We start from the raw sequence: 14,269 nt of genomic DNA on the forward strand, positions 1-14,269 counted from the left end.
TGGCTGGAACAGGCAAGATGCCTGTTCCAGCAAGATGCCTGCTCCCTGCTCCCTACTCCCTACTCCCTATTCCCTATTCCCTTTGCTATTAGCTGAATGAGCATCCTAGAGTTAGAGTCTACTCTCAATCGTTATGAAGCTGCCCTGACCGCCCTTGAAAAAACTGACAATAAACCATCTCCTGAAGCCATTCTCCGTGTCCTGATTGCTCGCAATGTTGTTCACGAAAAATTTGCTGATATTACCCACATTTCTAAAGATAAACTGATTAAACTGATTGAGTTAGATAGCAGATTGAAAAAGCAGGCTGGTTTGATTACTCAGACTGTTCAATTAGCTGATTTGCGGACTAGCTTTCATCCCCCAAAAGAGTACTGGTGGTGGTTTCTACAAGCACCTACTCATCGCTTAGACTATTTAGACTGGCTTTGGAATGCACTGACAGTTACCTCTTTAACAGCATCGGTGAGTCTAGTGGTAGATATATCCTCCCGTTTTTTGAGTACTAGTCCGGGTTTTATAGGTTCTTTTGCTGTGATTTCCCAGAGTACATTGACCTTGTTGACAGCTGGGGGAATTTTAACCAAAGCTGGTCGTAGAGGGATTGAAGATATTTTATCACGATTAGGGATTAAAAAATATCTTTGGGAAGAAGTTAAATTGGGACTATCGGGAGTACTTTTACTTTCCTTAATTGGCTTTCGAGGGTCTTTGCCCCTGATTTCGGACTGCTTTAATAAATGGGGTTTCGACAAATATAATAAAGGGGACTGGTCAAGTGCTCAGTCTGATTATGAACGAGCATTGAGTCTTAATCCAGATAATGCAGAAGCTCACTACAATTTGGGTCATCTTTATGAAGCTTTACAGGAGTTGGATAAGGCGCGAACTCAGTATAGGTTAGCGGTACAGGGGGGCTTAGATGCTGCTTATAATGAATTGGGGCGGTTGTATATTCAAGACAAAAAATATTCCCAAGCGGTATCGTTACTTTTGACAGGATTAGATAATCTGGAAGAAAATGATCTTCAAAATAAACTACTTAAAACAGAGGATATTAAAACTAAAAATGAAACTCAATATGCCTTATTTAAAAACTTGGGCTGGGCTAGGTTGAAGCAAGGACGCTATGCCGATGCTGAAACCCACCTCAGAGATGCTATTGAACTAGACAAAACCTTTAAGAAAACTCCGGCGGCAGCTCACTGTTTATTAGCGCAAGTCATTGAAAACAAACCAGAAAAAGATCCAGATAATGCCTTGGCAGAATGGAAAGTTTGTTTACGCTATCATACTGATATCGGTAACCCTGATGAAGATATCTGGGTTGGGATGGCTCGTGAACGTATAGATGCTCAAGTAGGTGTTAAAGATAAGACTAGTGAATCGACTAAGTAAGCTGATTTGCTCTGCCCCGATCTTGACCATAGTTATGATTATGTTGGGAAGCCTGGTGAGTAAGCCAGTACTGGCAGGGCATTGGATTTTTAAAACCACAGGTAGAGTTGAGCTAGAACGGGAGGGATGGTCACGTTTCCATCCAGTGCCTAACTATACCACTATAAATCCAGGGGATCTGGTCAGACCAGCATCGGGGGTTAGGGTTAAGGTATTTTGTGATCATGGTAAAATTCGCTCTGTAACTGCTGGGGTAACAACAGGCATCAATGCCATATGTCCACCACCGCGAAGAAAAAGCTCTGGGAGAATTGTCACACCACGTCCGCCAGAGTCCTATATTCCCTACATTATCAGCCCACGGGCAACCCTTATACTTACTGACAAGCCCACGCTACGCTGGCATGATGCCACCGATGCTAACAGTTTCACCGTTAAGGTGAGAGGGCGAGGATTGGATTGGACTGAGGAATTTAGTCGAGACAAGGTTTGTCAAAAGGGTATTTGTCAGGTTGTTTATCCAGGGAATAAGCCCCTAAAACCTGGAGTTAGTTATAAGTTGGTCGTTAAGGCTGATACCAATCGCACCTCTGAAGAGGATAAGACTGGAGGACTGGGATTTAAGCTGATTGAGTCGGATCAAGCTAAAAAAATTCAGGTGATTGATGGACTGATTAAGGGACAGAATCTACCAAAGGAGTTCAAGCCCTTAGCTCTAGCTGATATTTATGGTGACTACGATTTAACGGCTGAGGCCATTGAAATCCTGGAAGGACTAGAAAACGATCAAAAAATAGTACCGATTTATCGCTTACTGGGTGATTTGTATCTACGGATAGGATTAGTTTTGGAAGCAGAGATTCCTTATTCAAAGGCAGTCGAACTGGCAACAGCAACTGACCATTGGGAAGAACTGGCAGCAGCAAAAGCTGGATTAGGGGAGGTTAAGTATGCTCGTGGGAATCGGCAAGAAGGAGTGAGTTTGTTAGAACAAGCGAAGGCAATCTATGAACAGTTTGGCGATCGCAAACGGGTAGGGGAAATAGAAAAGCGACTGGCAGAGTTATAGCGCTACGGGCAAGGCAAGAGGCAAGAGGCAAGAGGCAAGAGGCAAAAGGCAAGAGGCAAGAGGCAAGAGGCAAAAGGCAAGAGGCAAGAGGCAAAAGGCAAGAGGCAACAGTTGACTACAACGGCGTTGCTGAATTAAGGAATGAATGCGCGATTATCTGGTTTTATTAAAGCCCCCGTGGGTCCCCCAACTTTGGGGGACTTTAAGAGTTTTGTTCCCCCCAGAATTGGGGGGCTAGGGGGGCGAAACCATACCCAGAATCAGCAACGCCGAGAAACTAGTACTCGTTAAGAACAAACAGGTGCTGGTTTTTGATACATAAGTACTAGTTGATTAGCAACAAGTACTAGTTAATGAAAAACCAGTACTGGTATGTGAGAAACTAGTACTCGTTAGGGACAAACTGGTACTAGTTAACGAGAAACGGGTACCCGTTTGTTATACACCAGTACTGGTTAACCATAAATTAGTACTAATATATGAGATATTATTACCCATTTGTTATACATAGGTACCCGTTTGTTATACACCAGTACTAGTTAGGGGTAAATGGGTACTCCTGTGTAAGAAGTCATTACCTGGTCTGGTTTGTTGTTGACCGTGCCAGAGGTAAAAAATCCTGTGTACCTCATAGCTATCAGAAACGCTATATAACCGAGATACAAACGCTATCTTAAAATTAAATTACTGTCTCATAATTCCTCTTCTAGGTAGTGATAAATATATAGTGGTTTGGCTACGGTCTGGTCAAGGTAACGGGAGCTAAAATCACTAGTTGTTTACCAGTCAAAGCCAGTGCCGCTTAAGTCTGTAATTTTTGCCATAGCAACTCTGCTAGGAGTGGGGAGTTTGCCAGGGTTGGCAGCCGAGACTAACCCCAGGTTTTGGGAAATTCCAGCACAATCTCTAACTGCTCCAGAGACTATACCCTTAATGAAGTCCTCTGGTCAAAGGATTGCTTTAAAGAGTACCACAGTTCGCGATCGCCTTAATAGTAACAGCGAGACTCTGAAAGACAACAGGTACTACTACAATCCCCATACCTTTGAGGGGAAAGCAGGGGAGCAGATTACCATAGAACTAACCAGCGATGAGTTTGACCCTTACCTGATTCTATTTGACCTAGAAGGTAACCTAATTGCTCACGATAACGACAGTGGTGAGGGAAAAAATGCCCGGATTACGGTTACTCTACCGACTACGGGGACTTATGTCATTTTGGCTAACTCCTACAATGAGCGAGAAACTGGTAACTATACCCTGAGTTGGAGAGCAGCCACCCCCTCAGACTTACTTCAGGCTAAAGCTGACCAAGTGTTTCAGCAAGGAATCGAACAATATGATACTAGTCAATATCAAGCTGCGCTCAAGTCCTGGCAAGAAGCCCTAGGCATTTATCGACAACTGGAAGACCGTCAGGGGGAAGCCTACTCCCTGGGCAATCTCGGGAATGCTTATCTTAGCCTAGGGCAATACCGCAAAGCGATTGAGTTTAATCAGCAGTCTTTATCCCTATCTCGGGAACTCGAAGACCGCCAGGGGGAAGCGGCCTCCCTCAACAATCTCGGGAATGCTTATAGTAGCCTAGGGCAATACCGCAAAGCCATTGAGTTTCATCAGCAGTCTTTATCCCTATCTCGGGAACTGAAAGACCGTCAGGGGGAAGCCAGGTCCCTCAACAATCTCGGCCTTGCTTACGATAGCCTAGGACAATACCGTAAAGCGATTGAGTTTAATCAGCAGTCTTTATCCCTATCTCGGGAACTGAAAGACCGTCAGGGGGAAGCCAGGTCCCTCAACAATCTCGGCATTGCTTACCATAGCCTAGGTCAATACCGCAAAGCGATTGAGTTTAATCAGCAGTCTTTATCCCTATCTCGGGAACTGAAAGACCGTCAGGGGGAAGCCAACTCCCTCAACAATCTCGGAAATGCTTACTATCGCCTAGGGCAATACCGTAAAGCGATTGAGTTTCATCAGCAGTCTTTATCCATTAAGCGGAAACTGGAAGACCGTCAGGGGGAAGCCAACTCCCTCAACAATCTCGGCCTTGCTTACGATAGCCTAGGGCAATACCGTAAAGCGATTGAGTTTTATCAGCAGTCTTTATCCCTGGCAAAGGAACTGGAAGACCGTCAGGGGGAAGCCAACTCCCTGGGCAATCTCGGGGTTGCTTACGATAGCCTAGGGCAATACCGCAAAGCGATTGAGTTTCATCAGCAGTCTTTATCCATTAAGCGGAAACTGGAAGACCGTCAGGGGGAAGCGGCCTCCCTCAACAATCTCGGGAATGCTTACGATAACCTAGGGCAATACCGCAAAGCCATTGAGTTTCATCAGCAGTCTTTATCCCTGGCAAAGGAACTGGAAGACCGTCAGGGGGAAGCCAACTCCCTGGGCAATCTCGGCCTTGCTTACAATCGCCTAGGGCAATACCGCAAAGCGATTGAGTTTCATCAGCAGTCTTTATCCCTATCTCGGGAACTGGAAGACCGTCAGGGGCAAGCCAAGTCCCTGGGCAATCTCGGGATTGCTTACGATAACCTAGGGCAATACCGAAAAGCCATTGAGTTTCATCAGCAGTCTTTATCCATTAAGCGGGAACTGGAAGACCGCCAGGGGGAAGCCAACTCCCTGGGCAATCTCGGGAATGTTTACCATAGCCTAGGGCAATACCGCCAAGCGATTGAGTTTCATCAGCAGTCTTTAACCCTGGCGCGGGAACTGGAAGACCGTCAGGGGGAAGCCTACTCCCTCAACAATCTCGGCCTTGCTTACTATCGCCTAGGGCAATACCGCAAAGGGATTGAGTTTAATCAGCAGTCTTTATCCCTGGCAAAGGAACTGGAAGACCGTCAGGGGGAAGCCAACTCCCTGGGCAATCTCGGCCTTGCTTACGATAACCTAGGGCAATACCGCAAAGCGATTAAGTTTCATCAGCAGTCTTTATCCCTGGCAAAGGAACTGGAAGACCGTCAGGGGGAAGCCAACTCCCTGGGCAATCTCGGGAATGCTTATCGTAAGCTAGGACAATACCGCAAAGGGATTGAGTTTAATCAGCAGTCTTTATCCCGATTTCGGGAACTGGAAGACCGTCAGGGGGAAGCCAAATCCCTGAGCAATCTCGGCCTTGCTTACGATAGCCTAGGGGAATACCGCAAAGCGATTGAGTTTCATCAGCAGTCTTTATCCATTAAGCGGAAACTGGAAGACCGGCAGGGGGAAGCGGCCTCCCTCAACAATCTCGGGAATGCTTACTATCGCCTAGGGCAATACCGCAAAGCCATTGAGTTTCATCAGCAGTCCTTAACCCTGGCGCGGGAACTGGAAGACCGTCAGGGGGAAGCCAACTCCCTCAACAATCTCGGGTTTGCTTACCTTATACTAGGGCAATACCGAAAAGCGATTGAGTTTCATCAGCAGTCTTTATCCCTATTTCGGGAACTGGAAGACCGTCAGGGGGAAGCGGCCTCCCTCAACAATCTCGGGAATGGTTACTTTAGCCTAGGGCAATATCGAAAAGCGATTGAGTTTCATCAGCAGTCTTTATCCCTATCTCGGAAACTGGAAGACCGTCAGGGGGAAGCGGCCTCCCTCAACAATCTCGGGAGTGCTTACTTTAGCCTAGAGCAATACCGCAAAGTCATTGAGTTTAATCAGCAGTCTTTATCCCGATTTCGGGAACTGGAACACCGTCAGGGGGAAGCCAACTCCCTCAACAATCTCGGCCTTGCTTATCGTAGACTAGGGCAATACCGCAAAGCCATTGAGTTTTACAAGCAAGCCATCAAGGTTACAGAATCTATCCAAGGTGACATCAAAGTAGAAGAATTGATCACCTCTTATGCCAGTCAACAGGTAGACCTTTATGAAGGTATCATCAATCTACTGTGGAACCAAAAAGACTTTGAAACTGCCTTCAACTATGTCGAACGGGCAAGAGCCAAAGCCTTCCTCGACCAACTGGCTAATGAGAAGATAGACTTTCGTGCTGGGGCTGACTCCAAACTCCTGGAACAGGAACAAGACCTGAAAGCTCAAATCAATGCCCTCAGCCAGCAATTAATTACCCTGCGCAACGGTCCCAAAAACCAGTGGGATAACGAAACGATTGCTGAAACCGAAAACAACCGAACTGATCTGCGAAAAGACTACCAGGACTTGCTGGTTCAATTAAAAGTCCAAAACCCTGAAACCGCTAGCTTAAAAACTGTCGAGGTTGCCTCCCTCCCTGAAATCCAAGGCTTGCTGGATGCGGATACCACCCTAGTCGAGTACTTTGTCACAGATGAACGCACCCTAGCCTTCATTATCACCCGCAACAGCTTCCATACTGTCCCCCTCAATGTCACTCGCCAACAACTCACCGAAGAACTGACACTTTTCCAAGACTTTGCTGACTTAGATCAACCCCATCCCCTAGAACTGAAAAACCTGCACGACTGGCTAATTGTACCCCTCCAGCCCCATCTCAACACCACTAATATCAGCATTGTTCCCCACGGTATCCTGCACTATCTCCCCTTTGCTGCCCTCACTGACGGCAAGCAGTACCTCAGTGACAACTACGCCCTATTGTCCCTCCCCAGTGCTAGCATCCTGCGCTACTTACCCGACAAGGGCAAATCAACCACAGGCAGTCTTCTCGCCCTGGGAGATCCCACCATTCCGGGACTCTCCCCCTTAACTCATGCTCAAAAAGAAGTAGAGACCATTGCCAACTTCTTCAAGACCAAAGCCCTGGTGGGGAAAGCGGCTACCGAAAGCGCTCTCCGGTCTAGGGCTACACAATCGGGAATTATACACCTAGCCGTTCATGGGGAGTACAACCTTCGTAACCCCCTATTCAGCGCCATCCGTCTACTAGAAGATACCCAGCACGACGGTTCCTTAGAAGTTCATGAAGTCTACGGGTTGGATTTAACCAGTACCACCAACTTAGTTGTGCTCAGCGCCTGCCAGACCAAAATCGGTGAATTGAGCCGAGGTGATGAAGTGGTAGGACTAACCCGTGCTTTCTTGTATGCCGGAACCCCCACTATCATCGCAAGTCTCTGGAATGTGGATGATGCTGCTACAGGACTCTTAATGAAGCAATTTTACAGCCATTGGCAAGGGGGAATGAACAAAGCCGAGGCATTACAGCAAGCCCAGAAAGATTTACGGGAAACATATCCCCATCCTTATTTTTGGGCAGCATTTTCGTTGACAGGGGATGCAGGGAAAAGGGAGTAGGGAGTAGGGAGTAGGGAGTAGGGAGTAGGGAGTAGGGAGTAGGGATATGAGATACACCGAATTTTTGGTGTTGCTTAATAATGGAATGATTTTAAGAGTTTTCTGGAATGGGCATCAGGCGTGGAACTGGCATCTTGCCAGTTTCATGCTTATTGTGGAACTGGCATCTTGCCAGTTTCATGCTTATTGTGCATCTTGCCAGTTTCATGCTTATTGTGGAACTGGCATCTTGCCAGTTTCATGCTTATTGTGCATCTTGCCAGTTTCATGCTTATTGTGCATCTTGCCAGTTTCCTGCTTATTGTGGAACTGGCATCTTGCCAGTTTCATGCTTATTGTGCATCTTGCCAGTTTCATGCTTATTGTGGAACTGGCATCTTGCCAGTTTCATGCTTATTGTGCATCTTGCCAGTTTCATGCTTATTGTGGAACTGGCATCTTGCCAGTTTCATGCTTATTGTGGAACTGGCATCTTGCCAGTTTCATGCTTATTTTCGAGCGGGCAGGATGCCCACTCTACTCTTATTCATTCCTAAATTCAGCAACGCCGAATTTTTTCCTATTCCCTATTCCCTAGTTATCCAACCAAACTGCTAAATCCGTTACTGTCTCAAAATCCAACAACGCTTCACTCAATTCCTCCAATCGAGTAATGGATAATCCCTCAATCTGCTGTTGGAGCCCAGGGTCAATTAAACCTAACCTTAGGGTTAGCTGACGCATCACAATTAATAGGACTCCCTCCTGCTTTCCTTGCTGGAGTCCCTCCTGCTTTCCTTGCTGGAGTCCCTGCTGGAGTCCCTGCTGGAGTCCCTGCTGGAGTCCCTTTTGGATTCCCTTTTGGATAATATCTTGATAGGTGACTGATTCTTCCATAACTTCCTCCCTCAACAATCTACGGACTAAATCTTTCTCAAACCGCAAACCAGCCAGCACATCCACACAGGCCGCTAGGTTTCCCCGTAATGGTTTTTCTTCAATTCTATCCACTTCCGCAACCACTTGCTCTAACAATCGATTAGGGTTATTACTCCTGGCTAAAGTGGCCAAGGGTAACAAAGCCCGATTGGCTAAAAGTGGTAATGGGTCTTGTTCCCACAGACGAATTACTCGATAACGGTGCCAGGTATTAATATCCCTAAACTCGTTAGTAAATACCATCTGTGATGTCGTAGACTTTAGAAAAATCACCACCTGCTCAATCGGATATCGGTACTTGCGGTGTAGTCTGACCCAGTAGTCCAACATCCGAAATGGTAATGGTGGCTCGGATTGGGGCAAGGTTTGAAATTCTAGGTGCAGAATTTGGTTAGTACTTTGGAGTAGAGTCAAAGCATCAGCTTGAATTGGTTCAGCACTTAATTCAGTTTTAAGTACCTGAATATCTCTAGGTTCTTCACCCAATAGCCAGTGAAAAAACTCCGATGGGTATTCTTCTGCTAGGTATTTGCAGATATTATCGTAGGCCAAGGCAAATTATTCAAAGTTAATACTATCTCAGACAGTGTAGTGAATCTGAGTTAAAAAATTGATCGCACCTGGATCTTGTTTATTGATGCAAGTTATGATAAGTGAGCAATTTTGATTTAGATTTTATCTAAAAAAGACCTGATCTAATCAGGTCTTATCAAAATCATGTCCCCACCAACAATCCTGGTGAACAAAAACAGTTAAATCTCAGCAGTTATCCAACCAAACCGCTAAATCCGTTACTGTTTCAAAATCCAACAACGCTTCACTCAATTCCTCTAATCGAGTAATGGATAATTCCTCAATCTTCTGTTGGAGCACAGGGTCAATTAAACCTAACCTCAGGGTTAGCAAACGCATCACAACTAATAGGACTCCCTCCTGCTTGCCGCGCTGGCGTCCCTTTTGGATAATATCTTGATAGGTAACGGATTCTTCCATAACTTCCTCCCTCAACAATCGACGGATTAAATCTTTATCGTAAGCTATCAGCTATCAGCTATCAGCTATCAGCTATCAGCTATCAGTGATTAGCTATTAGGTATTACCATTCAGCTAATGCGCTACGCGCAGGCTACGCTAACAGCTTTTGAATAGAACAGGTAACCATTTGTTTAATCTGATTTACGTCTGCATGATAGCTGACCGCTGACCGCTGACCGCTGACCGCTGAATGCTTACATTTCAAAAATGCTGAAATCCCTTATTTAGACTCAGCAATTGATCAGCATAAGTGCCAGTTTTATCTTTCAACCAAACCTGATTCCCACTAGTAATCTTGCCAATTACTGCTGCTCCCTCCCCCAGTTGTGCCACTAATTCTTCAGCAGCTTCAGTGGGCAAACATAGCACTAATTCAAAATCTTCACCACCATACAACGCCCAATCCAAAGCTTGCTCTGGAGACACCAATTTACTCAAGCTTGGAGGTAAAGTAATTCGGTTAGGATCAATCTCAGCACCAACACAACTAGCACGACAAATTTGTACAATAGCATCTGCCAAACCATCGCTACTATCCATACCCGCAATGGATAGTTGGAGGGTTGAAGGTTGAAGGGTTGAAGGTTGAAGGGTTGAAGGTTGAAGGGTTGAAGGTTGAAGGGTTGAAGGTTGAAGGGTTGAAGGTTGAAGGGTTGAAGGTTGAAGGGTTGAAGGTTGAAGGGTTGAAGGTTGAAGGGTTGAAGGTTGAAGGGTTGAAGGTTGAAGGGTTGAAGGTTTAAGGGTTGAAGGTTGAAAGTTATCTGGTTGAAGGTTATCTGGTTGAAAGTTATCAGGTTGTAAGTTATCAGGTTGTAAGTTATCAGGTTGTAAGTTATCAGGTTGTAAGTTACAACTTTCAACCTTCAACCTGTTAACCTGTAACTCTAGTAACCTGTTAACCTGTAACCTCAGTAAAGGTATCACATCAAGTCTGGGTTGGGGACGCTGGTGAGCTTTAATCAGAGATAGCCGTTGTTCTGGACTTAAGTGTTTGCCGAAATCTGGGTTGAGGAGTAATTCTAGTCCAGCCCGGGAAGCACCATGAACACCTGTCACCACAATGGCATGTCCCACCTTGGCCCCTGTGCGGCGGATGGCTTGGTCGGGGTAGACTTGACCAAAGGCAGTGATAGCAATAGTAATAACCGGGGAGCGACAGATATCTCCTCCTACTATTGGTGTATTGTACTGGTTCAAACACTGAGTCATGCCTTGGTAAAGTCTCTCAACCCAGCTAACTGCTACATCCCCTGTCAAGCTTAAGCCTACGGTAATGCCTAGGGGGGATGCTCCCATAGCAGCTAAATCAGACAAATTAGCTGCAGCAGCACGCCAACCAGCATCTTCTGGACTAGTAGTGCATTGGCTTACCCCACCGTAGCGATCGCTAAAATGCACGCCATTCACTAAAACATCTGTAGTAATCACCAAGGATTGACCAGACTCTGGAGGCGGAATTACCGCTCCATCATCCCCTACAACCCCTGGTGGACAGAAAGGCTGTAACCGTTCTAGAAGACCTTGTTCTCCGATATCTTTTAGTAATTCAAGGGTCACGAGAAAACGATCAATGATTGATACTTCTGACTGGGATCAACTGAGCTATCAGTAATTAGTCAAGCTCATCCCTAGCTTCGCGGCAGGGGTTAAGGAGCTGACCGCTTATAGCACTAAGCATTAAGGTGTTTGACATTTATAAAAGCAGCAAAAGCTATTATATTCAGCTATTGCTAGCATGCCTCTTGCCTCTTGCCTTGGGCGTAGCGCTATAACCTATAGGATCCCTATGCCTTTGGCTCAACTAAATTCTCAATCCCATCAATAACTCTGATCGACTCAATTACATCCCCTCGTTTGAGCTGTCTGAGTAACTCTTTGTTTTCTACCACATAGCCAAAGACAGAATAGCGCCCATCCATGAAGTTGATACCAGCTGGGGTAAGTTCTGGTTGAAACAGGAAGAAGAAAAACTGAGAAGAGCCACCATTGGGGTCTTCTGCAGGACGTGCCATAGCTAGGGTACCATAAGCAGAGAAGGGCAGCACAGGTTGCTCACGATAACGACCAATTTCTTCCAGGGTAAACTCATAAACCGGTTCAGAGTCTCCTTTCAGCATGATTTCGATCGGAATCCCTCGATATTCACCAGTTTCCGGGTCAATAAAGCCTGTCGCTTTTCCTGGAGGGTCCCCTGCTTGCAGGATATAGTTATCTTCAGCACGGTTGAAGGTTAGACCATCATAGAAACCCCGCTGTACCAAATCCACAAAGTTACCGGCTGTGACTGGAGCATTGTAACCATCTACCACCATTTTCAAGGAACCTTCCTTTGTGGTCATTTCCACGGTAGCGCGACCCTTAAGTTGAGGTAAGTTACTATACTCTGGGGGTACCTCAAAGGGAAACTCCTCTACCATCAATTGTTCCAGTTGCCCAACTTGATCCAAGAGTATCCCGCGCTCAATCAAGACCTTTTCCTTGTCTTGAGCCTCCACAGCTTCTCGAATCTTAGCAATTTCGCCTTGGATCTGGGCAATTAGGGCTTCGCCTTGGGGTTTTCTGGCATCTGGAATGTCCGCTAGCAATTTCTGATCACTACTAGTTAAAACCACAGCAGCTTTAGTAATATCGCTGGTGATGGGACTCCAGCGTTTAGCCCGCATTTGTTCAGAAATATCCTCCAAACTGGCTTGTATTTTCCGCACTGGCTGATTATCTATCGGTAAGCCGTAGCGCAACAGAGCTCTACCATCAGTAATGGCATTACCCCCTGGTAATCGACTTTCACGAGCAGGTTCTTGATTACCAAAGTTAAACTTAAAGTTCCACCAAGCTCCACTCAGACCTAAGGAAAGGGACATTAACAGCAGCCCCAAGAGGGTAGTCTTGGTCAAGCGTTTCCACCAATCTGGCAAAGAAATCTTTAAAAGTTTCATAAACAATAATTACCCCAAGCATTACACCAGTGGGGTCAAGGCTGATCCACAACGTATCAAAACTTCATCTCATATCTTCCCATGTCAAGGTAGTTTATGATACTGTTGAGCCATTAGCTTCGGTCTTTCAGCTGGGGTCCGCGCCCATCACACCAATAACCCACTCAGCTAGCCAGGTTATCCCCCTCTCCGTATCTTCCTATCCCCCCATCGATTTCACTAGCTTTGACGTGATTAGCCAACAGTGTGGTTTAGTTTAGGGTTGGCAAGTCCCTTGCCGCAACGCTTTCGGACAAATCTTTACCTTAACCTCCAAAGTGCAACTTTCAACCTTCAACCTCTCAAGGGTAAAATAAGATGCCGATTGTTCTGCCCAACTTAGCAGGTTAATGATTTCTAGTAACGACTTTCGCACCGGTGTCTCCATTGAGTTAGATGGATCTGTATGGCGGGTAGTGGAATTTCTCCACGTCAAGCCTGGAAAAGGTTCCGCCTTTGTTCGTACCAAACTAAAAAATGTCCAGACAGGGAATGTTGTAGAGAAAACCTTCCGGGCTGGGGAAACAGTACCCCAGGCAAACCTGGAAAAACGTCCCATGCAGCATACCTACAAAGATGGCGATGAATTTGTCTTCATGGATATGGAAAGCTTCGAGGAAACTCGTCTGAGTGAATCCCAGATTGGCAATCGCTCCAAGTATCTCACTGAAGAAATGGAAGTGAACATCCTCACCTGGAACGACCAGATTCTCGAAGTAGAACTGCCCAATTCTGTAGTGTTGGAAGTAGTCGATACCGATCCTGGTGTTAAAGGTGATACTGCTACTGGTGGTACCAAACCAGCCATTGTTTCAACGGGAGCTCAGGTGATGGTTCCTCTCTTCATTTCCATAGGAGAGCGCATTAAAATCGATACCCGTAATGATTCTTACCTTGGTCGCGAGTAAATTGTTTTGATGCCCTGATTTGATGCCCTGAATAGATCATGGCAATCAAGATAATGGATTCACCTGACTACTAAGGCAAAATAATGCCAAAAAATCTTAACCCTTAGCCTTTAGCCCCAAGACCCTAACCTCTTTTTAAAAATTGTGGCATTAGACATCAATCAACTTCGTGATCTGTTAGCTGCTATTGCTCAAACCGATATTACAGAACTGACCCTCAAGAGTGATGATTTTGAACTCACAGTGCGTAAAGGGGTCAGTATCACCCCTACTAGTGATTCCGGTGGAGCTAGCACTCCTTATCAAGCTGCTGGCTCCGTAGGGGTTCCCATCTCTGGCTCCACTATACCCACTGCTCCCACACCAGTACTAGAGGTAGCCTCAACACCAGCAGCAACAGTCCAATCAGTACCTCCACCAGGGGTAGATCAAAAGTGGGAGGAAATTAACTCACCCATGGTCGGGACATTTTACCGCGCTCCTGCTCCTGATGAAGACCCCTTTGTGGAGGTAGGGGAACGCATTAGTGCTGGTCAAACTGTTTGTATTATTGAAGCTATGAAGCTGATGAACGAAATTGAAGCAGAAGTGAGTGGACAAGTAATGGAAATTTTGGTGAAAAATGGAGAACCAATAGAATATGGTCAAGCACTAATGCGGATTAAACCTGACTAAGGATTACTCCTTAGATAGGTTTGACAGGTGTCAAGCTAATAATAGCTGCTAGAAGC

At 45.9% G+C, this 14,269-nt stretch carries 10 protein-coding genes and 2 pseudogenes; 7 read left to right on the top strand and 5 right to left on the bottom strand.

Annotated elements, in window-relative coordinates; translation table 11 throughout:
• Positions 1-96 precede the first annotated feature (96 nt).
• The 4 genes from F6J90_RS25345 to F6J90_RS25360 all read left to right on the top strand — a co-directional run bounded on the left by F6J90_RS25345 (position 97) and on the right by F6J90_RS25360 (position 8,279).
• Positions 97-1,398 carry a tetratricopeptide repeat protein gene (locus tag F6J90_RS25345; protein ID WP_293099779.1) on the top strand — a complete coding sequence of 434 codons (1,302 nt, stop codon included), beginning with the start codon at positions 97-99 and terminating at the stop codon, positions 1,396-1,398.
• Between the two features lie 55 nt (positions 1,399-1,453).
• Positions 1,454-2,467: a tetratricopeptide repeat protein gene (locus F6J90_RS25350; protein ID WP_293099782.1), complete on the top strand. Its 1,014-nt coding sequence runs from the start codon at positions 1,454-1,456 to the stop codon at positions 2,465-2,467.
• Positions 2,468-3,307: 840 nt separating this feature from the next.
• Entirely contained in the window at positions 3,308-7,702 is a 4,395-nt protein-coding gene (locus F6J90_RS25355) for a tetratricopeptide repeat protein (protein WP_293099784.1), read from the top strand.
• Between the two features lie 46 nt (positions 7,703-7,748).
• Positions 7,749-8,279, top strand: a complete 531-nt coding sequence (locus tag F6J90_RS25360) for a hypothetical protein (RefSeq protein ID WP_293099787.1) — start codon at positions 7,749-7,751, stop codon at positions 8,277-8,279.
• Here the strand turns inward: F6J90_RS25360 and F6J90_RS25365 are convergent.
• The 3 genes from F6J90_RS25365 to F6J90_RS43735 form a co-directional block, all read right to left on the bottom strand.
• Positions 8,276-9,172: an Rpn family recombination-promoting nuclease/putative transposase gene (locus tag F6J90_RS25365; RefSeq protein WP_293099790.1), complete on the bottom strand. Its 897-nt coding sequence runs from the start codon at positions 9,170-9,172 to the stop codon at positions 8,276-8,278. The two genes, F6J90_RS25360 and F6J90_RS25365, sit on opposite strands and share 4 nt — an antisense overlap.
• A 207-nt stretch (positions 9,173-9,379) precedes the next feature.
• On the bottom strand, positions 9,380-9,613 hold the full coding sequence (locus tag F6J90_RS25370; RefSeq protein WP_293099793.1) for a DUF4351 domain-containing protein: 234 nt from the start codon (positions 9,611-9,613) through the stop codon (positions 9,380-9,382).
• Between the two features lie 243 nt (positions 9,614-9,856).
• Entirely contained in the window at positions 9,857-10,195 is a 339-nt protein-coding gene (locus F6J90_RS43735) for an AIR synthase-related protein (RefSeq protein ID WP_366513886.1), read from the bottom strand.
• Between the two features lie 277 nt (positions 10,196-10,472).
• Between F6J90_RS43735 and F6J90_RS43740 the strand changes: the two are divergent.
• A pseudogene (locus F6J90_RS43740) lies at positions 10,473-10,607 on the top strand (hypothetical protein); the annotation flags it as partial.
• Here F6J90_RS43740 and thiL read toward each other — a convergent pair.
• Together thiL and F6J90_RS25380 are read right to left on the bottom strand one after the other, a co-directional pair.
• Positions 10,565-11,212, bottom strand: a pseudogene (thiL, locus tag F6J90_RS43745) (thiamine-phosphate kinase); the annotation flags it as partial. The pseudogenes F6J90_RS43740 and thiL sit on opposite strands and share 43 nt — an antisense overlap.
• A 227-nt stretch (positions 11,213-11,439) precedes the next feature.
• Positions 11,440-12,591 (bottom strand): peptidylprolyl isomerase, encoded by a 1,152-nt coding sequence (locus tag F6J90_RS25380; RefSeq protein ID WP_293099799.1) that lies wholly within the window; start codon positions 12,589-12,591, stop codon positions 11,440-11,442.
• A gap of 389 nt (positions 12,592-12,980) precedes the next feature.
• Here F6J90_RS25380 and efp point away from each other — a divergent pair, with 389 nt between their 5' ends.
• Both efp and accB read left to right on the top strand, forming a co-directional pair.
• Complete coding sequence (gene efp / locus F6J90_RS25385; protein ID WP_293099801.1) at positions 12,981-13,538, top strand: elongation factor P; 558 nt, start codon at positions 12,981-12,983, stop codon at positions 13,536-13,538.
• Positions 13,539-13,682: 144 nt separating this feature from the next.
• A complete protein-coding gene (gene accB, locus F6J90_RS25390; RefSeq protein WP_293099804.1) occupies positions 13,683-14,213 on the top strand; it encodes an acetyl-CoA carboxylase biotin carboxyl carrier protein in 531 nt (176 codons plus the stop codon).
• Positions 14,214-14,269: the final 56 nt, after the last annotated feature.

This window comes from Moorena sp. SIOASIH (genome assembly GCF_010671925.1).
In the GTDB taxonomy this organism is placed as follows: domain Bacteria; phylum Cyanobacteriota; class Cyanobacteriia; order Cyanobacteriales; family Coleofasciculaceae; genus Moorena.